Origin of the sequence: Methylobacterium sp. 092160098-2, assembly GCF_028920805.1 — a bacterium.
In the GTDB taxonomy this organism is placed as follows: Bacteria; Pseudomonadota; Alphaproteobacteria; order Rhizobiales; family Beijerinckiaceae; genus Methylobacterium; species Methylobacterium fujisawaense.
In genome coordinates this window covers 2,869,627-2,893,239 of the sequence record NZ_JAQPZJ010000001.1, presented here as the reverse complement: position 1 = coordinate 2,893,239, position 23,613 = coordinate 2,869,627, and the positions used below count along the sequence as shown (strand labels likewise).

Here is a 23,613-nt window from a genome sequence, read left to right as displayed (position 1 = left end):
TCCGGCGCAGCGGGTGTGCCTGCGGATATACCTGCCTGCGCGTGCGATGACGGGGGCCGGTGCCGTGGTCGCGAGCGGGATACCGCCGCGCGCCCGTTACGCCTCCTGAACGACGGGGCTGCGCCGCTCCCGCCGGCGCCGGCGGCGGCCGGCCTCAGGGGTGGCGTCGAGCCAGATCACGAGCGCCAGGGCGACGAGCGCCGGCACGCCGAGGGCCAGGAAGGCACCGGTCCAGCCGAACAGCCCGTATGACAGGCCGCCGTACCAACTCGAGAGCGCGCCGCCCACGCCCTGCACCGCGTTGACGCTGCCGAGCGCCGTCTGGGTTCGGCCCGATCCCCAGGTCAGGTCCGCCACCACCACGGGCACCGCCACCCCGACGATGCCGGAGGCCACGCCGTCCAGCACCTCGGCGGCGATCAGCCACACCGGATCGTCGATCAATCCGGACATGAGCGCGCGCACCGGCAGCACGGCGAAGGCCACCATCAGCAATTGACGGCGTCCGCGCCTGTCGGCCAGCGAACCGGCAAACAGAGCCACGGGCACCATGACGAGTTGCGCCACCATGACGTAGCGCGCCGTCCACGTGGTGGCGTCGGCCGCGGTCGCCACGAGCTTCTGCCCGAGCAGCGAGAGCATGCCGCCGTTCCCCAGGTTGAACAGGGTCAGCGCCACGGTCAGCACCAGCAGACGGCGGTTGCCGAGAACCTGACGCAGGCCGCTGCGCTCGGGTTCGTCCGCGTCGTCCTCCTTCCAACCGACGGCGCGGCGCCGGTTCCAGGCGCCGGCGGGCGTCGTCAGCGTGGCGCCGATCGCCGCCACAGCCATGCCGCCGAGGACCCAGAAGGCGATCGCAGGCCCGAAATAGCCGGTGCCGAGGCTGATGCCCCCCGCCGCGACCAGGATGCCGATGTGGTTGAAGGCCTGGTTGCGGCCCTGCTGGGCGGGGAAGCGGTCCTTCCCGACGATGCCCAGGGTCAGCGACGCGACCGCCGGCAACAGCAGGGTGCCGCCGGCCGCGGCGAGCAGCTGCGCGCACAGGACCGCCGGAAAGCTGCGCGCCGGGAGGAGCAGCAGCGTGCCCGCGAGGATCGCCCCGCAGGCCAGGGCGATCAGCAGGCGTGGCCGGGGGAACCGATCCACCAGGGCACCGAACGGGCCGCTCAGGAACAGCGTGCCGAACCCCACCAGCGTGACGACGAAGCCGACCCGGGCGGGGCTCCACGAGGCGGATTCCGCCAGCCAGGTTCCCAGAAAGGGGCCGAGGCCGCCCTGGATGTCCCCGATGAACAGGTTGATCAAGGCGAGGTTTGTGGTGGGGGCCATGCGATCCTGGAGCCGTTTCGGGCCCCGGACGTGAACGGGGACCCCGGAACGGTCAAGCCCGGAACGCAGCCTCCGTCGCGGAGCAGGGCGGCGACACCCTCATGCGGGGCGACGTGCGGCGTCTTCGGCGAGAGAGCGGGCGAAACCCTGCACGGTCCGCGGCGCGGCCGCCCTGACCGGGACCGGGGTCCTCGTCGGCGGCGGCGATGGGCAGGCTCGCGGTGGCAGCCCTGGCGCCCAGCACGGCACCCGAAGGCGCCGGGAAGGTCAGCGGCCGGTTCGGGGGCTGCCCGACCTGCCGGGCAGCTTCGTCGCACTGAGCGCCGCGCTCCTGAGCGGACGCCCTGTGCGCGCGGGCGGCGGCCTCTCGGGGTCCCGGCGGCCGCCGCGCGGCCGCCGGTCGTCACCTCAGGAGGCGAGCGGGCCCTGGGCGCCCTGCTGCTCCATCACCTTCTGCCGGTAGAGGCCGACGAAATCGATCGGGTCGATGTACAGGGGCGGGAAGCCGCCGTTGCGCACCGCCTCGGCCACGATCTGGCGGGCGAAGGGGAAGAGCAGGCGCGGGCACTCGATCATCACCGCCGGATGGATCTGGTCGGCCGGGATGTTGAGCAGCCGGAACACGCCGGCATAGGTCACCTCGAAGGCGAACAGCACTTCGTTCTGGATCTTGGCGTCGCCCTCGAGCTTCAGCTCGACCTCGAAATCGGTCTCGGAGAGCTGCTGCGCGTTGACGTTCACCTGGATGTTGATCTGCGGCCCCTGGCCCTCCTTGGGCTGAAGGGAGCGCGGGGCGTTCGGATTCTCGAAGGAGAGATCCTTCGTGTACTGCGCCAGGGCATTGATGGTCGGCACATCGCCCTGCGGCATGCCGCCGCCGTTGCCGTTCGCTGCCGGGGAATCGGCCATGCGGATCATCCTTCTCGATCGACCGGCGGGGCCGGCGCGGGTTGTTGTCGCGGCGGGAGCCGCTGGATCACGCCGCGGAACTACCCAAACGGCAGGGCCGCTAACACGCGCGCCGGGCCTGGACAAGCGAAGTGACAGGCGAGGTGACGGGGCGCTGGCGCCGGCGGCACCGGCAACCCATATCGCGATTGCGTGCGGGACCAGTTGACCCCGACGATACAACCGGCTCGCTCCCGGCGCGTTGGTCGGATATGAGTCGGCCAGACCTATGCGCGCTTAGCCGGCGCCGCACCGGGCATGACCTGAGCAAGGGGCACAGGGTCTCGCCGCGGCCACCATCGGATCGGTGATGCAGGACAGTTTCGACGTAACGACGATCATCTTCCTGGCGCTGGCCGTCTTCGTGATCTGGCGTCTGCGCTCCGTGCTCGGTCAGAAGACAGGCGCCGAACGCTCGCCGTTCAAGCCGGTCGACCGCAGCCGCACCGAACCGCAGGCGCGTTCCGACGGCGACAACGTCGTCCGGCTGCCGGGTGCCGACCGGGTGCAGGCCGCGCCGCCGACCGCCGCCGCGCCGCGGGACTGGCGGGGGATCGCCGAGCCGGGATCCGAGGTCGCCCGCGGCCTCGAGGCCTGCGTCCAGGCGGAGCCCGGGTTCGACCCGCGCGCCTTCGTCGAGGGCGCGAAATCCGCCTACGAAGCCATCATGATCGCCTTCGCCAAGGGCGATCGGAAGACCCTGCGCGGCCTGCTGTCCAAGGAGGTCGGCGAGGCTTTCGAACGCGCGATCGCCGAGCGGGAGCGCAACCGGCAGACCCTGGAAACCACCTTCGTCTCCATCGACAAGGCTGAGATCGTGGCCGTCGAGGTGCGCAACCGGGTGGCTCACGTCACCGTGCGTTTCCTGTCGAACCTCATCACCGCCACCCGCAACGCGGACGGCAAGGTGGTGGACGGCAGTGCCGAGACGGTGGTCGAGGTTCCGGATGTCTGGACCTTCTCCCGCACCCTCGGCTCGCGGGACCCGAACTGGCAGCTCGTGGCCACCGAGGCCGGCGCCTGAGCCCGTGACAGGCGTGCCGTGACGATCTTGCCGTGCCGATTCCCCATGCCCGGTCCGGAGCAGTCCCGGCCGCCCTCCTCGCGTTCCTGCTGAGTCCATCCGTGTCCGCCGCGCCGACGGCGGTCGGCGGTGCGGTCCTGAGCCCCGTCGCCCCGGCGGACCTGCCGGGCTTTCCCGGTGCGCAGGCGGAGGCGGCGCTCGACGCCTTCCGGCGGGTCTGCGCGGGCACCGGCGCCCGCCCAGCCCCAGCCGGACGGCGTCGCGGGCGATCCGGCCGCCCTCGCCGAGGCCTGCACGGCTGCGGCCGGCCCCGTGCCGGACGCCGGCCGCGTTCTTCCGCGAGCGGTTCGACGCCTTCCGCATCAATCGGCCCGGCGCGGATCGGCCCGGCTTCCTGACCGGCTATTTCGAGCCGGAGCTCACGGGCTCCCTCGCGCCCGGGCCGGATTTTCCGACGCCGGTGCTCGCCCGTCCCGACGACCTGATCTCCCTCGCCCCCGGCGAAACCCGTCCGGGGCTCGATCCGACCCTGCGCGCCGCGCGGGCCACCGCGGACGGATTTGCCCCCTATCCCGACCGCGCCGCCATCGACGACGGAGCCCTCGGGGCGCATGCGAAGCCGATCCTGTGGCTGCGCGACGCGGTCGATCTGCTGGTCCTGCAGGTCCAGGGCTCCGGGCGCGTCCGGCTACCGGACGGTCGCGCGGTGCGGGTGCTGTACGACGGCCGCAACGGACGCCCCTATACGGCGGTGGCCAAGCTCATCGTCCAAGAGGGGCATCTGCCGCTCGAGGGCCTGACGCTCGCCCGCTGGACCGGCTGGCTGCGCGCGCATCCCGAGATCGCCAAGCGCCTGATCCGCACCAACGCCTCCTACATCTTCTTCCGCCTCGCCCCGGTCGCGGATCCGGCTCTCGGGCCGCCCGGCGCCGCGAACGCGCCGCTCAGCCCGGGCCGCAGCCTGGCGGTCGATTCGACCCTCTGGCGGTACGGCCTGCCGTTCTGGCTCGCAGGGCCGCTGCCCGGCGCGGCGCAGGACGGAGCCCCGGACGCCACCGGGCGCCTCGTCATCGCCGCCGATACCGGATCGGCGATCGTCGGCCCTGCCCGCGGCGACCTCTTCGTCGGCACCGGTCCTGCGGCCGGCGTGGTCGCCGGAAACCTCCGCGACGCCATCGGATTCGTGGTCCTGCTGCCGCGCCGCGCCGCTGCGCCCGGAGCCGCGCCGTGAGGCCCCCGCGCCGCGGGCGCCGCCTGACCGCGGGCGAGGCCCGCCTCTGGGACGCGATCGCCAAGCTGGTGACGCCGTTGCCGGGCCGCGCGTCCCCGACCCCCGAACTTCCCCGACCGCCGGCGCCCCCGACCGCCGCCATGCCGCCCCTGTCGGCCCCGATCCTGAAGCCCAGCGCGCCGCCAACCGCCAAGAGGCCGCGGGCGAAGCATCCGCCGAAACCGGCACCGGAGCCGCCGCGTCCGGCAACCGCCGCGCCGTATCAGCCGCCGCCGCAGCGCCACAGCCCGAGCACCAGCTTGGAGCGGACCGCCAAGGTCGGCCTGCGCCGCGGACGACTGGCGATCGAGGCGCGGATCGACCTGCACGGGATGGTGCAGACGGAGGCCCATGCCGCGCTGACGGGCTTCCTGCTCCGGGCGCGGGCCGCCGGGCATTCCTACGTGCTGGTCGTCACCGGCAAGGGCGGACCGGATTACGCGGAGGCCTTCGCCGAGCGCGGGGTGCTCCGCCGCAGCGTGCCGCACTGGCTGCGGGGGCCGGAACTGCGCGGCATCGTCCTCGGCTTCGAGGAGGCCGCCCGCCACCATGGCGGCGGCGGCGCGCTCTACGTCCGTCTGCGGCGCCGATAGGGGTCCGGAACCCGGCGCGCACGGCGCGCAGCGGCCTGTTCACCGGTGTCCGCAGCCTGCGCGGCAAACCGCGCCGGAGCCGCGCGGTTGCGGCCCGGACCGATCCCGCCGATATCCGGAGCCGGCGCATGAGGCGCCACGCACGCAAAGTCGCGAGAGAGATGCCGGAGCTTCCCGAAGTCGAGACGGTGCGGCGGGGCCTGGCGCCCGCCCTGGTCGGAGCCCGCTTCAGCCGTGTCACCCTGCGCCGGGCCAACCTGCGCTTCCCCTTCCCGGATCGCTTCGCCGCCCGGCTGGAAGGGCGGACCGTCACGGACCTCGCGCGCCGGGCGAAATACCTCACCGCCGCGCTCGACTCGGGCGAGACCCTGGTCATGCATCTCGGCATGAGTGGCCGGTTCGACGTGGCCCTGCCGGACGGCAGCAACCTGTCGCCGGGGGATTTCTACCTCGAAGGGGCCCAGGGCACGCCCAAGCACGACCATGTGGTCATGGCGATGAGCACCGGCGCCACGGTGACCTACAACGACGCCCGCCGCTTCGGCTTCATGGATCTGGTCCCGAGCGCGGATCTCGCCGGCTGCCGCCACTTCGCCAGGATGGGCATCGAGCCCCTCGATGGTCTGACGGGGGCGGTGATCGCGCAGCTCTTCCGCCACAAGATCGCGCCGCTGAAGGCCGCCCTGCTCGACCAGCGCCTGATCGCGGGCCTCGGCAACATCTACGTGTGCGAGGCGCTGCACCGGGCGCGCCTGCACCCCGAGGCCCCGGCCGGGAGCCTCGTCCGGCCCGACGGGCGCCCGACGCCCAAGGCCAACGCCCTCGCCAAGGCGATCGTGAAGGTCCTGCAGGAGGCCGTGGAGGCCGGCGGCTCGACCCTGCGCGACTACGCCCACACGGATGGCAGCGCGGGGGCGTTCCAGCACGCCTTCCGGGTTTACGATCGGGTCGGATTGTCCTGCAGCCGGCCGGGATGCGGCGGTTCCATCACCCGCATCGTCCAGGCGAACCGCTCGACCTTCTTCTGCGCGACCTGCCAGCCCCCGAACTGACCGCAACGAACCGTGCGTCACTGCGCCGCGAAACGGCAATTTCGCCACAAACCCGGCTAGGGTCTAGCGCCTCGACGTGCGCACCCGGTTGCGGGCAGCCGATCCCGGCCCGCAACGCGTGACGGGTCGCGCGGGCCCAGACAGGATCCCGATGTTCTTCCGCCGCTCAAAGACGCCCGCGCCCGAAACCACCGCGCAGGATCCGACGGGCGAGCCCGCCCTGCCGCAGCGGCTCTCGCCGCGCTCCCCCGGCGAGGCGATCAAACCGACGGTCGCGCCCCCGCCCCCGGAGAAGCCCGAGCGCGAGCGGAGCGGCCTCGTGGGCCTCATCAGCGGAGCCCTGACCTTCGCGGTCGTCATCGCCATCGCGGCGATGATCGGGATCACGCTGTTCCAGCGGCAGGTGCGCGAGCCGGGGCCGCTCGCGGCCGACAAGGTCGTTGTGATCCCGACCCACAGCGGAACGGCGGAGATCGCCGAGACCCTGAAGCGCGAGGGCGTGATTGACCATACCGGCCTGTTCGAGTTCGCCGCCCGCTTCGGCGGCCGGCCGGCGCTCCGGGCCGGGGAATACGTGTTCAAGGCGCATGCGAGCATCTCAGACGCCCTCGACACCATCGCCACCGGCCGGCAGGTCCAGCACGCCATCACCTTCCCGGAGGGCCTGACCTCCGAGCAGATCGTCAGCCGCCTCAACGACAATGACGTGCTCACCGGCGAGATCAACGAGATCCCCCCGGAAGGTTCGCTCCTGCCCGACACCTACAAGTTCGAGCGCGGGGCCACCCGTCAGCAGATCGTCAACCTGATGAAGGCCAAGCAGCGCGAGGTTCTGAACCAGATCTGGCTGCGGCGCAGCGCCGACGTGCCGGTGCGGACCCCGGCCGAGATGGTCACCCTCGCCTCCATCGTGGAGAAGGAGACCGGCCGCGCCGACGAGCGGCCCCGGGTGGCCGGCGTCTTCATCAACCGCCTGAACAAGCGGATGAAGCTGCAATCCGACCCGACGATCGTCTACGGCCTCGTGGGGGGCCGCGGCACCCTCGGGCGCGGCATCCTCCGGTCGGAGATCGACCGGCCGACGCCCTACAACACCTACGTCATCGAGGGCCTGCCGCCGGGGCCGATCGCCAATCCCGGCCGGGCCGCCCTGGAGGCGGTGGCCAACCCCTCCCGGACGAAGGACCTCTACTTCGTGGCGGACGGCACCGGCGGCCACGCCTTCGCCGACTCTCTCGAGGCGCATCAGCGCAACGTCGCCCGCTGGCGGGCGGTGGAGAAGAGCCGGCAGGCGCCGCCGGACGCCGTCGACAAGGTCGAGCCGGGTCCGGACCCGGCGACGCCGGGCCGCGCCTCGGCCTACGCGCCGGGCGGTGCGCCTGCGGCCAACGGGATCAACACCAACGCGGCCTTCGCCGCGGATACGGGCACGCCGGGTTCGCGGGCCTTCGACGCCTCCGAGGGCACGCGCCTCGATCCCCTGAAGAACCGCAGCTACGACCTGGGCTCGCCCAAGACGGTGCCGGCCCTGAGCGAACCGGCCCCGGCGCCCCGGGGCCGGCGCTAGGGACCAGCTCCGGCCGGATTGCTGCGACGCGTCGTCAGACGTGACGCAGCCGCGCCGGGCTCACGCAGGGCTCAATGCGCCTTCGGGTTTCGCGGGCGCCGCTGCCCGTCCGGAGGAGGGCCCGACAGGGACGCCGCGATCTGGCGTCCCAGCTCATACAGCAGGGCCTCCAGCAGCGGCTGCACCCGCTTCGCCTCATCGAGCCCGAGATCGCCGAGGCGCTCCCACATACGCATCGCGCCATCCGCCATCTGCTCGACGACGGAGCCCTGCTCGGCCGGCGCCCCGAGAAAGCCCGCCGGGGGCTCGAACGGCCCCTCGGTCCGGCTGTCGGTGATGTCGATCACGATCCCACGCCCATAGACCAGCCCGTCCGCGCGGCGCTCGAACCGGCCGCGGGCCAGCACCCAGCGTACGAGCCCGGGGGCAGGCACGATGCGATGCTCCCACGCGAAGAGGCCGCCCTCGTCGCGGACACGGCGGCGCTGAATCTGATCCCGGGCGAGGTCCTCCGGATGGAAGAGCGCGGAGAGCTGCTCCCAGCTCACGCCCTGCGCCGCCTCGGCCTCGGTCAGCCCGAAGATCCGGGCCATCGTCGCATCCCCGCGCACGCGTCCCAGATGCGGCACGTCCTCCCACATGCCGACGCCCAGCGCGGACATGCCGAACGGCGTGAGCGCGGACCTGGTCAACACTGATCGTGGCATGCGCCATCCGGGTTCTTGTGAAAACGACCCGGACCTACGAACACAACTTGATCTTGAAATGCAATGTTGGCGGCGTCGTACGAAAGTCGATCCGTGACGTCCTCGGTGGCGCGGGGGCGACGGGACCCGCGCGCGGGCCGGGATGGGTCCGTCGCAGGGACCGGCCTCTTCCCCGTGGAGAGATCCGTGCTACAGGCCCCGATCTTCACGGGGACGGGGGTCGGCGTGGCCCAGATCACGAGCATGACCGGTTTCGCCCGGGCGGCCGGCAGTACCGGACCGGTCCACTGGGTCTGGGAGGTCCGCAGCGTCAACGGGCGCAGCCTCGACGTGCGCACCCGTGTGCCGGCCGGCTATGACGGGCTCGGCGAGACCGCCCGCACCGCCCTGCAGAAGACCCTGACCCGCGGCCAGTGCCAGCTGACCCTGACGCTCACCAAGCCGGAGACCACCGCGCGGGTGCGGATCAACGAGACGCTGCTGGCGAGTCTCGCCCAGGCGGTGGCCCGGGTGCCGGTCCCCGAGGGTGTGGCCCCCGCCACGATGGACGGGCTGCTCGGCGTCCGCGGCGTGATCGAGGTCGAGGACGAGGCGGCGGACACCGACGCCCTCGCCCGGGATCTGGCCGCAGGCGTGGTCCAGCTGGTCGCGGATCTCGTCGAGGCCCGCCGCGCGGAGGGGCGGCAGCTCGAACAGGTCGTCATCGGCCAGGTCGACCGGATCGCCGCGCTGACCGAGGCCGCGGAGGCGAATCCCGCGCGTCAGCCCGAGGCCGTGCGGGCGCGTCTGGAGGCGGCCGTCGCGGCGCTGGGCGGCAGCGGCCTCGATCCGGACCGTCTGCATCAGGAGGCGATGCTGCTCGCCGGCAAGGCGGACGTGCGCGAGGAACTGGACCGGCTTCGGGCCCATGTGACGAGCGCCCGGGAGCTGCTGGCGGCCGGCGGCGCGATCGGCCGGCGCCTGGACTTCATCGCCCAGGAGTTCGGCCGCGAGTCCAACACGCTGTGCGCCAAGGCCAACGACATCAGCCTGTCGCGGATCGGCCTGGACCTGAAGGCCGTGGTCGAGCAGTTCCGCGAGCAGGTCCAGAACATCGAATGATGCCGGATCAGGATGTGAGAATACGGATGCGAAACGTCGGGGAGCCACGCGCATGACCGAGCAGGGTGGGAGCGTCTCCGATTCCATCGCGCGGCGGGGGTTGATCCTGATCCTCTCCTCGCCCTCCGGGGCGGGGAAGACGACCCTGACGCGGGCGATCGCCCAGGATCCGAGCTGGGCGCTGGACCTGTCGATCTCCGTGACCACGCGGGGGCGCCGCCCCTCCGAGATCGACGGGCGGCACTACCACTTCATCGATCGCGAGGCCTTCGACGACCTGCGCAACCGGGACGACCTGCTCGAATGGGCGGAGGTCCATGGCAATTTCTACGGCACGCCCCGGCGGCCGGTGGAAAAGGTGCTCGGCTCCGGCCGGGACATGATCTTCGACATCGACTACCAGGGCACGCGGCAGGTGCGCTCCAAGCTCGCCCAGGACGTGGTGACGGTCTTCATCCTGCCGCCCAGCATGGCCGAGCTGCGCCAGCGCCTGGAGCGCCGGGCAGAGGATTCGGCCGAGACGATCGAGAAGCGTCTCGCCAATGCCCGGACTGAGATCCAACGCTGGGTCGAGTACGACTACGTCATCGTCAACGACGACCTGCAGAACGCCTTCCGGGCCCTCCAGGGCATCCTGGCGGCGGAGCGGCTCCGGCGGACGCGGCGCACCGGCCTCACCACCTTCGTCGAGGGGTTGCTGGCGGAGACGCCGTGACGCGGACCCGGCTCTACCGGCGGATCAGCACGACGCCGCCGATCAGGAGCGCGACCCCGAAGAGGCGGGGCAGATCGACGGGCCGTTGCGCCAGGCCGAGCAGACCAACCTGATCGAACAGCACCGAGGCGAGCATCTGGCCGGTGACCAGAAGGGCGAAGAAGGTCGCGGCGCCGAGCTTCGGGACGAGCAGGATGGCGAGCCCGATGAACAGCGCGCCGAACAGGCCGCCGCTCCAAGTCCACCACGGGATCCGCCCGGCCACGCTTACGGCCGGGGCGGGATCGCGCAGGGCTACGGCGAGCAGAGCCATGCAGGCGAGACCGACGGCGTAACTGGAGACGCCAGCCCAGGACGCCGAGTCGAGGCCCGCGCGCAGGTTGGCGTTCAGGATCTGCTGCAGGACGAGTCCGGCGCCCGCCAGGACGGCGAGCAGGGCGGAGAGTGCGAAGGCGAGCATCGAGAACGGGCCTCTCGGGTCAGGGTGCCGGGCCTCATTGACAACCGGCACGGTCGATGCCGTCAAATGCCGCCAAGACCCGATTCCATGCACGTTCGGCATGATCAACCCCGCGCATCTCGACCTCTTCCGCGCCGTGATGCGTCACGGCGGCATGACGCGTGCCGCCGAGGTCCTGGGGATCGGTCAACCCCACATCAGTCGTGCCATCGCACAGCTCGAGGCGACACTCGGCTTCACGCTGTTCGTGCGCGGCCACGGCAGCGCCCTCCCGACCCCGGAAGGCGAGGCCTTCGCCCACGAGGTTGCGCAGACGTTCGCCGGGCTGGATCACCTGCGACAAGCCGCGTGCCGCATCCGCGAGCGCGGCACCGGCGGTCTCCGCGTTGCCTGTCAGCCTTCCCTGGCCGCCGGGCTGCTGCCCCGCGCGATCCGGCGGCTCGACGCGGAATGCCCCGGTCTCCGCATTTCCGTCCACGTCCCGAGCCCGGACACGATCTGGTCCTGGGCCGCCTCGGGCCAATGCGATCTCGGACTGGCCCGGCCGCGGTCCGGCCATGCGGGCGTGATCGCCGAGACATTCCTGCGGGTCGCCGCCGTGTGCGTGCTGCCTCGCGGGCACGCCCTGGCCCGCCGACGGGCCATCACGGCGGCGGATCTCGCCGATGTGCCGCTGATCGCGGCCGGATCGAGTCCCGTGCAGGCGGCGACGGAGGCGGCCTTCGCGCAGGCCGGCGTGACCCCGCATTTCGCCTTGATGGCCGAGTACACCGCGGCGCGCTGCGGCCTCGTGGCCGAGGGTCTCGGAGCCGCCATCGTCGATCCGGTCCCGGCCCGGGCTCTCGGCGGATGGCCCATCGTGCTGCGGCCGTTCCGGCCCGAGATCCCCATCGAGACCGTGCTGGTGCGGCCGGCGGGACGGCCGCCGGGGCGCCTCGGCGAGCGGCTGATGGTCCATCTGGCGGCGGAGCGTGACGCCCTCGGCGTACGCTGATCGGCTCAGGCGGCGACCGGAGTCTCCGGACCGGGACCGAGCCACGCGCCCATCGCCGAGAAGGTCGACACGGCCGCGCCGGTGAGCGCGGCCTCCGCGGCCGGGTCCTCGCCGAAGATCTCCAGGCGCGTCCGGAAGGCTGCCCACATCGCCCCCGCGGCGGGCCCGTGCGCCCGGTAATAGGCGAGGCCGTCGCCGGAGAAGCCGTGCAGGCCGGCGATGTGGCGGCCGATCAGCTGGCCGCCCAATGTCGAGCCTTCCAGCACGTAGAGCGCGCCCATGGCGGCGGCCGGTCCGTCGAAGACCAGGGAAGTCGGTCGCGGGAGCGCCGCGACCGCGGAGGGCGTCAGGCCGAGATGGTCGAGATCGGCGGCGAGGCGCGTGAGGCGGCGGCGCGGCGCCAGGAAAACCTCGTCGGCGAGCCCGGACCCGATGGCGGATTCCCAGACCGCGTGGAACCCGTAGAGACGCCCCAGCAAGTTGCGGTAGCCGCTCAGGGTCGCGACCCGCGCCTGCCAGTCCAGGGACGCCTCCAGCGCCCGGTGAGCCGGATCGGTCGCGGCACGCAGCCGCGCATGCAGGCCGTCGCGGGTTCTCACGCGGTGATCGTGAAGCAGGCGCCGGGATTGTTGGCGACGGTGAGCTTGGCGTTGATCTGATCGAGCATCGCCCGGATCAGCTTCATGCCCAGTCCCGAGCCCTTGCTCCGCGCCTTGGCGTCCGCCCAGTCGTCGGGCAGGCCCGATCCGTCGTCGCAGACCCGCAACTGGACCTCGCCGGGGCCCGATGCCGAGACGCTGACCTCGACACGGCCGCCGCCTGTCGGGTTGGCCGCATACTTGAAGGCGTTGGTGACGAGTTCCGTCGCGATCAGCGAGAGCGCCACCGCCTTGCGATAGGGCACCATCAGGCCCGGCTCCGCCGAGAGATCGACGGCATGCCCGTCGCCTGCCAGCCCCGCGAGGTCGTTGCACAGGCTCTCGATGGTCTGGCCGAGATCCACCTCGTCGAACCGGTCGGCCTGGTACAGGCTGTCATGCACCCGCGCGACGCTCATCACCCGCGCGGAGGTGTCGGCGAAGGCCTGCCGCGCCTCGCCGTCGGCGATCTGGCGCCGCTGCATCTGCAGGAAGGCCGAGACGATCTGCAGGGAGTTCTTCACCCGGTGGTCGATCTCCCGGGTGAGCAGATCCTTCTGCTCAAGGAGGCGCTCCTTCTCGGCGAGCAGGCCGGTGAGCTCGTCGATCTTGCGGCGTTGGCGCAGCACCACGCCTTCGACAGCCTCCGCCAGGGAGCCGGCGAGGTGGACCTGCCATTCCGCCCAGGGCGCGGCGAAGCCGGTGCGCTCCTCGACCCAGCGCTCGAAGGAGCGGCGGGGCAGCACCGCCACCGGGCCGCTGCCGGCGAGGACGGGCTTGCGCGGGTCGCCACCCCAGGTCACCGTGCTGGGCACCTCCGGCCGGAACCACAGCAGCAGGTTCTCGCGCGAGGCATCGACGAAGACGGCGAGCAGGCCGCTGGCGATCTCCCGATGCGGGCCCGCCTCCGGATAATCCGCGGTGAAGCTGTCGCTGCTGTAGGCGACCTCGCCCGCCGGCACGCCCGCCCGCAGCCAGCCCGCGATCGCCGCCACCATGTCGACCGGCGGCGTCCGCCCGATCCCCGTGACCCGGTCGCCGGAAACGATGCCGGCGCCGGTGGCGCCGAACAGGTCGAGCAGCGTCGTCGTGCCGCCGGTCAGGGCTGCCACGAAATCGTCGGATCGGGTCAGGCCGCGCACGAGACGCCCCTCGACGTCGAGATGGGCCTGCCGCTCGGCCCAGAGCCGGCGCGATTCGATCTCCTGCACCCGCATGGCGAAGGCGTCGGTCAGCACCGTGGCGGCCGCACGGGTCTCCGGCGTGACGTAGTGCGGGCGGCGATGATGCCCGATCATCAGGCCCCAGAGCCGCCCCTCGACCATGATCGAGATCGACATGGAGCCGTTCACGCCGAGATTGCGCTGGTACTCCAGGTGGATCGGCGACAGCGTGCGGTGCTGAGCGAAGGTCAGGTCGATCGGGCCGTTGCCGGCGCCGGGCGCCGAGACCAGCCCGACGGGCACGCTGTCGCGATCGATGACGAAGCGGCTCTTGGCCTTGGTGTAGAGGGCCCGGGCCTGGGCGGGGATGTCGGAGGCGGGGAAGCGCAGGCCCAGCAGGCTGCGCGACCAGTCGGGCACCTTGTCCTCGGCCACGGCCTCGCCGTTCCAGTCCGTGTCGAAGCGGTAGACCAAGACCGCCTCGAAGCCGGTGAGCGCCCGGATCTCAAGGGCTGCGATCCGGGCGATATCCGCCAGGGTCCCGGCCTCGCGCAGGCGGCCAACGGCGAGTTCGGTATCGGCCTGACTGGCGGTGGCGAAATCGTCGGCCGAATCGGGCTCCAGCTCCATCTCCACGATGAGGCGGCCGGCATGGGCATGGGCGACGGCGTGATAGGCGGTCCCGCGGCCCGGGAATGCCAGGGTCCGGCGCAGGGACGCGCCGTCATGGAGGGTCCCGCGCGCCAGACGGGCGCGGATCGCTGCCACGAAATCCGCCGGCAGCACGTCCGCGAGGGGGCGCCCCGCCAGAGGCGGCTCGATCGGATCGACGATCTCGCCGACATTGGCCGAATAGGCGACCACCAGGAGCGTCCCGGCGTCGGCGGCGAGCATCACGGCATTGGGCTGGATCGAGCCCGGGATGTGGATGGGCTCACGCTCGCACAGGCTGGCATCCACCGGCTCGGCGCGCACCCGCCGACCGATCGCCGCCATGACGGCCTCGCGCGAGTGGTCGGCCCCGAGGCTCTCCACCGGATCGATGGTCAGCCATGTCACCGGGCTGCCCCCGGCGATCTGGCCATGGCGCATATGGATCCGGGCCCGCAAAGGCTGCGGCAGCCGGCCGAAGACGTAGTCGAAGGTCTCGTCCAGCGTCCCGCGGCGGGCCCCTGCCAGAAACCGGCCCCGGAAATTCGGCACGTTGGTGCCCGGCATCACGTCGCGGAAATAGTCCCGCCCCAGCACGGCCTCGCGCGACAGGCCCGAGATGGCGCTCGCGCCCTCGCTGAAGGCCACGACGGTGCCAGCCGAATCGAGCCCGATCACGCCCTGGTCCAGGCGGTCGAGCGCGTCCGGCGCGATGGCGTCGAGATCGACGTCGGTATTGGGGGCCTGGCTGGGCGGCATCAGGAGCGAAACCGGCTCATTCAACTGGGTATGGCGACGGGATGGGCCGAGCGCAATGCTTGTGATGTCAGCAAGATCAAAACCTCAAGTGCTCTGTACGATCTTAGACATCGCCCTGAACAGCCCTTCCTCAACCGTAGGGTGGTACACTGGCTGATCGTGCAGGGTCTGGGCGGTCTGCTTGTGCGCGACTGCGTAGGTGAGCAGGTGCGCGAGGTGCTCTACGGACGGTCCGAGCATCTCGCCGCCGAGGAGGTGCCCCGACCGGTCGGCCCAGAGCCGGATGCCGCCGCGATTCGTCCCCTCGACGCGGGCGCGGCCCTGATCCGAGAAGTCCATCGTGCCGACGACCCGTCCCGCATTCTCCGGATCGTAGGGGGCGCCGATCACCGCCGCCTGAGGATGGGTGAAAACCATGGCGAGGCGGGTCCAGGGGGCGGGGGCCGCGACCGGGCGGCCCGCGGCCAGGGCGGCAGCGCTGCCCCCCGCGATCCGGCCCTGGCGGCTGGCCTCGTGCAGGACAGGGCGCCAGCCGTCGGCATCGCCCGCGATCAGGATCGGCGCGCCCGCGCAGACGAGGCTGTGCCGGTCGAATTCCGGCACTCCGTCTTCGTCGCGGCGGAGGCCCGCCGCCTCAAGCCGCAAGGCATCCAAGTTGGGGGCCCGGCCGGTGGCGGCCAGCACCCGCGACGCCCGGGTGACCTGTTCGCGCCCGTCACGGTCGATCCAGTGCAGGCATACGCCGTCGCCGTCCGGCGCTGCCGTCCGAACCTCGGCACCGAGGTGAAGATCCAGGTCCGCGCCGAAGATCGCGGCGGCCTGCCGGGCGAGTTCCGGCTCGCTCAAGCCGGCGACGGTGTCACCCGCATCGATCACCGTGACGGCGACACCGAGCCGCGCCATCGCCTGGGCGATCTCGATCCCCACGGGCCCGGCCCCGAGAATGGCCAGCGAATCCGGGAGATCGGGGATTTCGAAGAGGGTATCGGTGGTCAGGAGGCGCGCGCCGAGACCCTGCAGGGCTTCCGGCACGATCGGGCTCGACCCGGTGGCGATGACCGCCGCCCGGAAGCGGATCCGGATGGCGTCTCCGATCACCAGCGTGCGATCGCTCTCGAATCGGGCGGTGCCGCCGAGGCGTTCGTCCTCGGGGAGATCCGCGAGACCGTCGACGACGCTGGCGACGAACCGGTCGCGCTCCGACCGGAGACGCCGCAGCACCGCAGGCCCGTCCACCGTGACGCCGGAGACCCGGATGCCGAACAGCGCGGTGGTGCGGGCCGCGTGGGCGGCAGCGCCCGCGGCGATCAGGAGCTTCGACGGCATGCAGCCGACGCGCGCGCAGGTCGTCCCGCCGGGCCCGCGCTCGATCAGGACCGACCGCGCCCCCGCGGCCGAAGCGGCGCGATGGGCGGCGATGCCGGCTGTGCCGGCACCGATCACCGCCACGTCGTAGTCGAGTTCGCGCATGAGCATCCCGGACCGTTCGCCGGAGCCAAAGCGGTACGGCCGAGGTTCGTTCCGCCTGCGCGATCACGTCTCAGGGCGGCACGGACCGGGCGGGGCTCCGCACGCGCCGGACGGGGCGGTGCGGAGCCGGCGTTTCAGGCGCTGCGGCCAGGAGCCGTGCCGCCGAGGTGGAACACCCGGTGCGGGATCAGTTCGCCGCGCTCCACATCGCCGACGGCGACCAGGATGCCAGCACAGGTTGCGAAGGCCTTGCCCTCGACGGGGGCGTCCCGGCCCCGCAGGATCACCGGCTGGCCCCGCATCAGGCGCAGGCCCAGATCACGGGAGACCGCGACTTCCGGGATGGCGTCGAGGGCCGTCTCCACCGGACGCAGATAGGCGAGCGCCGCCTCCGGGCTGCCGTCGGTCAGGGCCGAGACCGGGCAGGCCTCGGCCTCGGAGAAGGGACCGACACGGGTCCGGCGCAGGGCCGCCACGTGGCCGTAGCAGCCGAGCATCCGGCCGAGGTCGCGGGCCAGCGCCCGCACGTAGGTGCCCTTGCCGCACTCCGCCTCGATCACGGTGCGCTCGCCGTCATGCTCGACAACCGCGAGCCGGTCGATCTGCACCGGCCGGGCCACGAGTTCCACCACCTCGCCCTCGCGGGCGAGGTCGTAGGCGCGCTCGCCCTGGATCTTGATCGCCGAGTAGCGCGGCGGCACCTGCTCGATGGCGCCCACGAAGGCCGGGAGCGCGGCCTCGACCGCCGCACGGTCCGGGCGGGTCTCGCTGGTGGCCACGGGACGCCCCTCGGCATCGTCGGTATCGGTCTCGATGCCCCACTGCACGGTGAACCGATAGGCCTTCCGGCCGTCCATCACGAACGGGACGGTCTTGGTCGCCTCGCCGAGGGCGATCGGCAGGATGCCGGAGGCCAGCGGATCGAGGGTGCCGGCATGGCCCGCCTTCTTGGCGTTGAAGGCGCGCTTCACCACCGCGACCGCATGGGTCGAGGTCATGCCGACATGCTTGTCGAGGATCACCCAGCCCGAGACGTCCCGGCGCTTCGGGCGGTCGGGACGCGGCCCGCGCTGCGGACGGCGGCCCTCCGGGCCACGACGCTCAGCGCCCGGCACGGGAGCCTGGTGCTCGGCCGGCGGAAGATCTTCCATGGAAACCGTCATGTCCGCGTTGTCCCCCGGGGTCGATGCCCCGTCCCTTTCTGTTGGGTATCGGGACTCAATGCCCCGTCCCGGTCTCCGGTTCGTCGTCCTCGTGCCCGGTCTCAAGGTCGCGCTGGACCCGCTCGTCCCGCAGCAGCTTGTCGATGCGGGCCGCCTCGTCGAAGGTCTCGTCCCGTCGGAACCGCAGCTCCGGGGCGAATTTCAGGTTCACCCGCCGCGCCACCTCCTGGCGCAGCACCTTCCGGTGACGCTCCAGGGCGGCGATCACCGGCGCCTCGTCGAGACCGCCGAGCGGCATCACGTAGGCGGTGGCGAGCTTCAGGTCGGGCGACATCCGCACCTCCGGGACGGTCACGACATGCGTGCCGAGCACCGGATCCTGTATGTCGCCGCGCTGGAGCACCTCGGCGAGCGCGTGGCGCACGAGTTCGGCCACGCGCTGCTGGCGCTGCGAGGGGCCGGTGGAAGTCGGTTTCTGGGCCATTCTGTCTCGGGCCTTTCCGCCGGAGCGGACGGCTCACGTCCTGAAAACGAAAAGACGGCCGCGGCAGGTGCCGCGGCCGCCCTGTCCGGATGAGTCCGGCGTGTCAGAGGGTGCGGCGGATCTCCTCGACCCGGTAGCACTCGATCACGTCGCCGGCGCGCATGTTCTCGAAGTTCTCGAAGGCCATGCCGCACTCCTGGCCGGAGGTGACTTCCTTCGCATCGTCCTTGAAGCGCTTGAGGGTCTTCAGCTTGCCCTCGTGGATCACGACGCTGTCGCGGATCAGGCGGACATGGGCGCCGCGCTCGACGATGCCGTCCTGGACGCGGCAACCCGCGACCTTGCCGACCTTCGAGACCTCGAAGACCTCCTGGATGACGGCCTCGCCCAGGCGCTCCTCGCGGAGCGTCGGCGGCAGCATCCCCGACAGCGTGGCTTTGATGTCGTCCACGAGGTCGTAGATGATGTTGTAGTACCGGATCTCGATGCCGGCCCGCTCGGCGGCCTCGCGGGCCTCCTTGAGGGCGCGCACGTTGAAGCCGATAACCACCGCCTTGGAGGCCTGCGCCAGGGTGATGTCCGACTCGGTGATGCCGCCGACACCCGCCAGAAGAATGCGGGCCGCGACCTCGTCGTTGCCGAGCTTCTCCAGCGCGCCCGAGATCGCCTCGACCGAGCCCTGCACGTCGCCCTTGATGACGACCGGCAGTTCCTTCCGGCCGGCGCCTTCCTTGAGGTCGCGCATCATATCGACGAGCGACCGGTTGGCGCCGCCGGTCCGGGCGTTCTGACGCTCGCGCTTCTGGCGGGCGCGGTACTCGGTGACCTCGCGGGCGCGGGCCTCGCTCGGCACCACGGTCACGCGGTCGCCGGCGTCCGGCGTGCCGTTGAAGCCCAGCACCTCCACGGGGACCGAAGGCCCGGCGTACTGGACGTTCTCGCCGAGGTCGTCGATCAGGGCGCGCACGCGGCCCCACTCGGCGCCCGCCACGACGATGTCGCCGGTGAACAGGGTACCGCGCTGGACCAGGACCGTGGCCACGGGGCCGCGACCGCGGTCGAGCTGCGCCTCGATGACCGTACCCTCGCCGTCGCGCTTCTCGTTGGCGCGCAGGTTCATGATCTCGGCCTGGATCTGGATACCCTCCAGAAGCTCCGGCAGTCCTTCGCCGGTCTTGGCCGAGACCTCGAACTCGAGGGTCTCACCGCCCATCGACTCGACCTGGATGTCGTGCTGCAGCAGCTCCGTGCGGACCCGCTCCGGCTTGGCATCCGGCTTGTCGATCTTGTTGACCGCGATGATCAGCGGGACACCGGCCGCCTTGGCGTGCTGGATGGCCTCGATGGTCTGGGGCATGACGCCGTCATCGGCCGCGACCACGACCACGACGATGTCGGTGACCTTGGCGCCGCGGGCGCGCATCGACGTGAACGCCGCGTGGCCCGGGGTGTCGATGAAGGTGATCATGTCGCCGGACGGCGACGCGACCTGATAGGCGCCGATGTGCTGGGTGATGCCGCCGGCCTCGCCCTCGACCACGTTCGCCTTGCGGATCGCGTCGAGCAGCGACGTCTTGCCGTGATCGACGTGGCCCATGATGGTGACCACCGGCGGACGGGGATCGAGATCCTCCTCCAGATCCGGCTCGTCGGACGACAGGCCCTCCTCGACGTCGGATTCGGCGACGCGACGGACCGTGTGACCGAGCTCCTCGGCGATGAGCTGGGCGGTGTCCGAATCGATCACGTCGGTGATCTTGTGGATCTGGCCCTGCTTCATCAGCATGCGGATCACGTCGACGGCCCGCTCCGACATGCGGTTGGCGAGTTCCTGGATCGTGATCGTCTCGGGGATCGTCACCTCGCGGGACAGCTTCTCCTTCTGCTCCACCTGACCGCGGCCGCTCATGCGCTGCTGACGGCGGCGGAACGAGGCGACCGAGCGTGTCCGCTCGTCCTCGCCCGAGGTGGCGTTGGCGATGGTCAGGCGACCGCGGTTGCGGTCACCGCCCGGCGACTTCGGCGTCTTGGGCGGCGTGATGATCTTGAGCGGCATGCCGGGACGGCGGATGACCCGCTTGGTCTCGGACTCGTCGTCGTTGGTCTGGGCACCGCGACCGGCCGGCCGCGCCGCGGCACCGGCACCGGCGGGACGGGCGGCGGTCGCCGGCGTCGCGCTCTTCTCGGGCTCGGGAGCCGGAGCGGGCTTGGCCATGAAGTTGAGATCGCGCGGCTTGCGCGAATCGGCCGTGATCGTCTTGCGCGGCTCGCCCGTGGAGGGTCAGGGCGTCAGCGGGGGCGCGGCGCGGCCGGAGCCGCGGCGGGCGCAGCCGGACGCGCGGCGGCCGGACGGGCCGGCGCAGCGGCCGGGCGCGCGGGCGCAGCCGCGGCCGGACGGGCAGCGGCCGGCGGCGCGGCAGGCGCTTCGGCCGGACGGGCAGGTGCAGCAGCGGCAGGCGCAGCGGCGGTGGGGGCGGGAGCGGGCGCGGGAGCGGCCGCCTGGGCTCGGCTGCCTTTTCAGCAGCCTTGGCGGCCTCAGCCGCAGCAGCGGCGGCTGCCGCAGCCGCGGCCTTGCGCTCCTCCTCCTCGCGGCGGCGGGCCTCGGCGGCCTCGCGTTCGCGGCGGGCCTGCTCCTCGGCTTCGCGGCGGCGCGCCTCGGCCTCGGCCTCGGCCTTGCGGCGGGCCTCGGCCTCACGGCGCTGCGCGTCGGCGAGGGCTGACCGCGCGGGCGGCGCTCTCCTGTTCGCTCAGCGTGCGCAGGACCACACCCGAGGCCGGCCGCTGGGCCGGACGGGGCCGCGGCCGCGGGCGCGGCCGGTGCCGGACGCGGTGCGGGTGCAGGCTCACGGGCAGGAGCGGCCGGAGCCGCGCCGATCACGCGGCGCTTCACCGTCTCGACCACGACCTGCTTGGAGCGGCCATGGGAGAAGCTCTGACGCACGGTGCCTGCCTCGATCGGCCGCTTGAGGGAAAGCGGCTTCGGGGAAGTCCGATTCAGAGTCTTGTCGCCCGGGTTATTCGTATCGCTCATTCAGCCTGAACCCTGAGGGTTTCCATCGTCCCGTGAACCGACGCCCGGTGGCGCCGGCCAAATCCGTCCTGCGTCGTCAACGTGAGGCTTCATCGATCCCGCCGATTCGGGCTGGATCGGGCTCCCCGGTCGCCGCGGCGGCGCCCTCGAAGGAGCGTAGCCGACGCCAACGCGACAGGCAGCCGGCGGCTCCGGCTCCTGCGACGAGCGCAGCGTGTATCACATGACCCCGACCTAAAGCCATGTCCAATTCGTCTTCGAACAGGTCATCGATGATCGGGATCCTTGACATGGCCTCGCCATGGCGCCTGTGCAAGGCCGACGCGATCTTCCGCCGGCCATCCGGGCTCGCCTCGGCGGCGTGGATCACCGCGATGGCACCGGGCTGGCCGCCGATCGCCGCCTCGACCTTCGAGAAGCCCGCGACGATGCAGCCCGCCTTGTTGGCGAGCGCGATGGCCTGCCGCAGATCCTCCCGGAGCCCCGCGGCGATCCGGTCCGGCAGATCGGGCGCGGCCGGGGTCGGCCCCTTGAAGGCCCGCGAGAAAAGATTCTTGCGCACGGCGGTGGCGACCGCCTCGCGCCGGGCGCTGATCCAGGCGCCGCGCCCCGGGAGCTTGGCGCGCAGGTCGGGGACGACGCTGCCGTCCGGCCCGCGCACGAACCGGATCATCGCCTCCGGCGCCTGGGCGACGCGCGTGACGAGGCAGGTCCGCTCGGGCGCGCGGCGGCCGGGGCCGGCATCGAGCCCCCCGGCAGCCAGCCCGTCCTCGGGCAGGGTCGTGTCGTCCGCGACCATCGCGTTTCCGCCGCCGGCCTTCGGCTCAGCCCTCGGCCCGGGCGGCTTCTTCGCCCTCGGCCGCCTCGGCCCCTTCCTCGGCCCCTTCCTCGGCACCGTCTTCGCCTTCCGGCTCCGGCAGCGCCTCGATCCAGCCGGCCTTGAGGCGGGCGGCCATGATCAGAGCTTCCGCCTCGGCGCGGGACAGGTCGAAGCCGTCGAGGTAGCCCGCATGACGCACCGCTTCGGGGCCGCGGCCTTCCGTGTAGCCGACGAGGTCGTCGGTGGCGCAGCCCGCCAGATCCTCGACGCTCTTCACGTCGTTCTCGCCGAGGGCGACCATCATGGGCGTGGTGATGCCCTCGATCTCGCGGAGCTCGTCGGCGACGCCGAGCTCGGTGCGGCGGGCGTCGTGAGCCTGCTCGATCCGGGCGAGGTGGTCCTGGGCGCGGGCCTGGATCTCGGTGCCGGTCTCCTCGTCGAGACCCTGGATGCCGGAGAGCTCCTGGATGTCGACGTAGGCGATCTCCTCGACGTTGCGGAAGCCTTCCGCCGCGAGCAGCTGGCCGACGGTCTCGTCGACGTCCAGCGCCTCCATGAACACCTGGGTCCGCTCGGCGAACTCCTTCTGGCGGCGCTCCGACTCCTCGGCCTCGGTGAGGATGTCGATGTCCCAGCCGGTGAGCTGGGAGGCGAGACGCACGTTCTGGCCGCGGCGGCCGATGGCCAGCGACAGCTGGTCGTCCGGCACCACCACCTCGATGCGGTCGGCCTCCTCGTCGAGCACCACCTTCACCACCTCGGCGGGCTGGAGGGCGTTGACGATGAAGGTCGCCTCGTCCTCGGACCACGGGATGATGTCGATCTTCTCGCCCTGCAGCTCGCCGACCACGGCCTGCACGCGCGAGCCGCGCATGCCGACGCAGGCGCCCACCGGGTCGATGCTGCCGTCACGGGAGATCACCGCGATCTTGGCGCGGGAGCCCGGGTCGCGGGCCACCGCCTTCACCTCGACGATGCCGTCGTAGATCTCGGGCACTTCCTGGCCGAACAGCTTGGCCATGAACTGCGGGTGCGAGCGCGACAGGAAAATCTGCGGCCCGCGCACTTCCGAGCGCACGTCGAACAGGTAGGAGCGGATGCGGTCGCCCGGCCGGAAGGTCTCGCGCGGGATCATCTCGTCCCGGCGCACGATGCCCTCGCCGCGGCCCAGATCCACGATGACGTTGCCGTACTCGACCCGCTTCACGATGCCGTTGAGGATCTCGCCGATGCGGTCCTTGTACTCGTCGAACTGGCGGGCGCGCTCGGCGTCGCGCACCTTCTGGACGATGACCTGCTTGGCCGACTGGGCGGCGACGCGGCCGAAATCGAAGGGCGGCAGGGTGTCGGAGATGACGTCGCCGACGAGGGCCCCCGGGTTGTAGCGGCGGGCCTGGTCCAGGGTGATCTCGCGGGCGTCGTTCTCCACCTGATCGACGACCAGGAGGTGGCGCGAGAGGCGCAAAGCCCCGGTCTTCGGGTCGATCTCGGCGTGAACGTCGGTCTCGGCGCCGTAGCGGGAGCGCGCGGCCTTGGCGATCGCCTCCTCCATCGCGTCGATGACGATGGAGCGGTCGATCACCTTCTCGCGGGCGACCGCATCGGCGATCTGGAGGAGTTCGAGCCTGTTGGCGCTGACGACGGCCATCGGTGTCGGTCCTTCTCTTCCGTCAA

Annotated in this window: 18 protein-coding genes and 2 pseudogenes; 8 read left to right on the top strand and 12 right to left on the bottom strand. The window is 71.9% G+C overall.

Annotation, left to right across the window (positions count from 1 at the left end):
• Positions 1–96 precede the first annotated feature (96 nt).
• Together PQI07_RS13660 and secB are read right to left on the bottom strand one after the other, a co-directional pair.
• The gene (locus PQI07_RS13660) at positions 97–1,329 is read right to left on the bottom strand and encodes an MFS transporter (protein WP_043354617.1); all 1,233 of its coding nucleotides are present in this window, start codon (positions 1,327–1,329) and stop codon (positions 97–99) included.
• A gap of 408 nt (positions 1,330–1,737) precedes the next feature.
• Complete coding sequence (gene secB / locus PQI07_RS13655) at positions 1,738–2,238, bottom strand: protein-export chaperone SecB (RefSeq protein ID WP_012320646.1); 501 nt, start codon at positions 2,236–2,238, stop codon at positions 1,738–1,740.
• A 349-nt stretch (positions 2,239–2,587) separates the two neighbouring features.
• Here secB and PQI07_RS13650 point away from each other — a divergent pair, with 349 nt between their 5' ends.
• The 5 genes and pseudogenes from PQI07_RS13650 to mltG all read left to right on the top strand — a co-directional run bounded on the left by PQI07_RS13650 (position 2,588) and on the right by mltG (position 7,783).
• On the top strand, positions 2,588–3,301 hold the full coding sequence (locus tag PQI07_RS13650) for a Tim44/TimA family putative adaptor protein (RefSeq protein ID WP_043354619.1): 714 nt from the start codon (positions 2,588–2,590) through the stop codon (positions 3,299–3,301).
• A gap of 32 nt (positions 3,302–3,333) precedes the next feature.
• Positions 3,334–4,532, top strand: a pseudogene (mltA, locus tag PQI07_RS13645) (murein transglycosylase A).
• Positions 4,529–5,164: a Smr/MutS family protein gene (locus PQI07_RS13640; protein ID WP_043354621.1), complete on the top strand. Its 636-nt coding sequence runs from the start codon at positions 4,529–4,531 to the stop codon at positions 5,162–5,164. Before mltA ends, PQI07_RS13640 begins: the two are co-directional and overlap by 4 nt.
• A 161-nt stretch (positions 5,165–5,325) precedes the next feature.
• Entirely contained in the window at positions 5,326–6,216 is an 891-nt protein-coding gene (gene mutM, locus PQI07_RS13635) for a bifunctional DNA-formamidopyrimidine glycosylase/DNA-(apurinic or apyrimidinic site) lyase (RefSeq protein WP_043759009.1), read from the top strand.
• Between the two features lie 151 nt (positions 6,217–6,367).
• Positions 6,368–7,783: an endolytic transglycosylase MltG gene (gene mltG, locus PQI07_RS13630; RefSeq protein WP_043759011.1), complete on the top strand. Its 1,416-nt coding sequence runs from the start codon at positions 6,368–6,370 to the stop codon at positions 7,781–7,783.
• Positions 7,784–7,854: 71 nt separating this feature from the next.
• Here the strand turns inward: mltG and PQI07_RS13625 are convergent, their stop codons facing one another.
• A complete protein-coding gene (locus PQI07_RS13625; RefSeq protein WP_274927716.1) occupies positions 7,855–8,478 on the bottom strand; it encodes a PAS domain-containing protein in 624 nt (207 codons plus the stop codon).
• Between the two features lie 255 nt (positions 8,479–8,733).
• Here PQI07_RS13625 and PQI07_RS13620 point away from each other — a divergent pair, with 255 nt between their 5' ends.
• Positions 8,734–9,591, top strand: coding sequence for a YicC/YloC family endoribonuclease (locus PQI07_RS13620; protein WP_043385162.1), 858 nt, complete (start codon positions 8,734–8,736; stop codon positions 9,589–9,591).
• Between the two features lie 52 nt (positions 9,592–9,643).
• A complete protein-coding gene (gmk, locus tag PQI07_RS13615; RefSeq protein ID WP_043354630.1) occupies positions 9,644–10,306 on the top strand; it encodes a guanylate kinase in 663 nt (220 codons plus the stop codon).
• A 13-nt stretch (positions 10,307–10,319) separates the two neighbouring features.
• Here the strand turns inward: gmk and PQI07_RS13610 are convergent, their stop codons facing one another.
• Positions 10,320–10,766 carry a DMT family transporter gene (locus PQI07_RS13610; protein ID WP_043354631.1) on the bottom strand — a complete coding sequence of 149 codons (447 nt, stop codon included), beginning with the start codon at positions 10,764–10,766 and terminating at the stop codon, positions 10,320–10,322.
• Positions 10,767–10,866: 100 nt separating this feature from the next.
• On the opposite strand from PQI07_RS13610, the gene PQI07_RS13605 reads away from it, so the two are divergent.
• Positions 10,867–11,760 (top strand): LysR family transcriptional regulator, encoded by an 894-nt coding sequence (locus tag PQI07_RS13605; protein WP_274926791.1) that lies wholly within the window; start codon positions 10,867–10,869, stop codon positions 11,758–11,760.
• Positions 11,761–11,765: 5 nt separating this feature from the next.
• On the opposite strand, the gene PQI07_RS13600 is transcribed toward PQI07_RS13605, so the two are convergent.
• The 8 genes and pseudogenes from PQI07_RS13600 to nusA form a co-directional block, all read right to left on the bottom strand.
• Entirely contained in the window at positions 11,766–12,359 is a 594-nt protein-coding gene (locus PQI07_RS13600; RefSeq protein ID WP_043385097.1) for a biliverdin-producing heme oxygenase, read from the bottom strand.
• Positions 12,356–14,971, bottom strand: a complete 2,616-nt coding sequence (locus PQI07_RS13595; protein WP_043354636.1) for a histidine kinase dimerization/phosphoacceptor domain -containing protein — start codon at positions 14,969–14,971, stop codon at positions 12,356–12,358. Before PQI07_RS13595 ends, PQI07_RS13600 begins: the two co-directional genes overlap by 4 nt.
• Before the next feature lie 84 nt (positions 14,972–15,055).
• Complete coding sequence (locus PQI07_RS13590) at positions 15,056–16,441, bottom strand: dihydrolipoyl dehydrogenase (RefSeq protein ID WP_274926790.1); 1,386 nt, start codon at positions 16,439–16,441, stop codon at positions 15,056–15,058.
• A gap of 134 nt (positions 16,442–16,575) precedes the next feature.
• A complete protein-coding gene (gene truB, locus PQI07_RS13585; RefSeq protein WP_051044951.1) occupies positions 16,576–17,592 on the bottom strand; it encodes a tRNA pseudouridine(55) synthase TruB in 1,017 nt (338 codons plus the stop codon).
• Positions 17,593–17,659: 67 nt separating this feature from the next.
• Positions 17,660–18,088: a 30S ribosome-binding factor RbfA gene (gene rbfA / locus PQI07_RS13580; protein WP_043354641.1), complete on the bottom strand. Its 429-nt coding sequence runs from the start codon at positions 18,086–18,088 to the stop codon at positions 17,660–17,662.
• Positions 18,089–18,191: 103 nt separating this feature from the next.
• Positions 18,192–21,119: pseudogene (gene infB, locus PQI07_RS13575) on the bottom strand (translation initiation factor IF-2).
• 76 nt (positions 21,120–21,195) lie between these two features.
• Positions 21,196–21,918, bottom strand: coding sequence for an RNA-binding protein (locus PQI07_RS13570; protein WP_043354654.1), 723 nt, complete (start codon positions 21,916–21,918; stop codon positions 21,196–21,198).
• A 25-nt stretch (positions 21,919–21,943) separates the two neighbouring features.
• A complete protein-coding gene (gene nusA, locus PQI07_RS13565; RefSeq protein ID WP_043354656.1) occupies positions 21,944–23,587 on the bottom strand; it encodes a transcription termination factor NusA in 1,644 nt (547 codons plus the stop codon).
• Positions 23,588–23,613 lie beyond the last annotated feature (26 nt).

What these genes read in the sequence shown, in the direction of transcription:
- PQI07_RS13660 (WP_043354617.1), bottom strand. Translation starts at nt 1,329, where the DNA reads ATGGCCCCCACCACAAACCTCGCCTTGATCAACCTGTTCATCGGGGAC.
- secB (WP_012320646.1), bottom strand. Translation starts at nt 2,238, where the DNA reads ATGGCCGATTCCCCGGCAGCGAACGGCAACGGCGGCGGCATGCCGCAG.
- PQI07_RS13650 (WP_043354619.1), top strand. Translation starts at nt 2,588, where the DNA reads ATGCAGGACAGTTTCGACGTAACGACGATCATCTTCCTGGCGCTGGCC.
- mutM (WP_043759009.1), top strand. Translation starts at nt 5,326, where the DNA reads ATGCCGGAGCTTCCCGAAGTCGAGACGGTGCGGCGGGGCCTGGCGCCC.
- mltG (WP_043759011.1), top strand. Translation starts at nt 6,368, where the DNA reads ATGTTCTTCCGCCGCTCAAAGACGCCCGCGCCCGAAACCACCGCGCAG.
- PQI07_RS13620 (WP_043385162.1), top strand. Translation starts at nt 8,734, where the DNA reads ATGACCGGTTTCGCCCGGGCGGCCGGCAGTACCGGACCGGTCCACTGG.
- gmk (WP_043354630.1), top strand. Translation starts at nt 9,644, where the DNA reads ATGACCGAGCAGGGTGGGAGCGTCTCCGATTCCATCGCGCGGCGGGGG.
- PQI07_RS13610 (WP_043354631.1), bottom strand. Translation starts at nt 10,766, where the DNA reads ATGCTCGCCTTCGCACTCTCCGCCCTGCTCGCCGTCCTGGCGGGCGCC.
- PQI07_RS13605 (WP_274926791.1), top strand. Translation starts at nt 10,867, where the DNA reads ATGATCAACCCCGCGCATCTCGACCTCTTCCGCGCCGTGATGCGTCAC.
- PQI07_RS13595 (WP_043354636.1), bottom strand. Translation starts at nt 14,971, where the DNA reads ATGCCGCCCAGCCAGGCCCCCAATACCGACGTCGATCTCGACGCCATC.
- PQI07_RS13590 (WP_274926790.1), bottom strand. Translation starts at nt 16,441, where the DNA reads ATGCGCGAACTCGACTACGACGTGGCGGTGATCGGTGCCGGCACAGCC.
- truB (WP_051044951.1), bottom strand. Translation starts at nt 17,592, where the DNA reads ATGGAAGATCTTCCGCCGGCCGAGCACCAGGCTCCCGTGCCGGGCGCT.
- rbfA (WP_043354641.1), bottom strand. Translation starts at nt 18,088, where the DNA reads ATGGCCCAGAAACCGACTTCCACCGGCCCCTCGCAGCGCCAGCAGCGC.
- PQI07_RS13570 (WP_043354654.1), bottom strand. Translation starts at nt 21,918, where the DNA reads ATGGTCGCGGACGACACGACCCTGCCCGAGGACGGGCTGGCTGCCGGG.
- nusA (WP_043354656.1), bottom strand. Translation starts at nt 23,587, where the DNA reads ATGGCCGTCGTCAGCGCCAACAGGCTCGAACTCCTCCAGATCGCCGAT.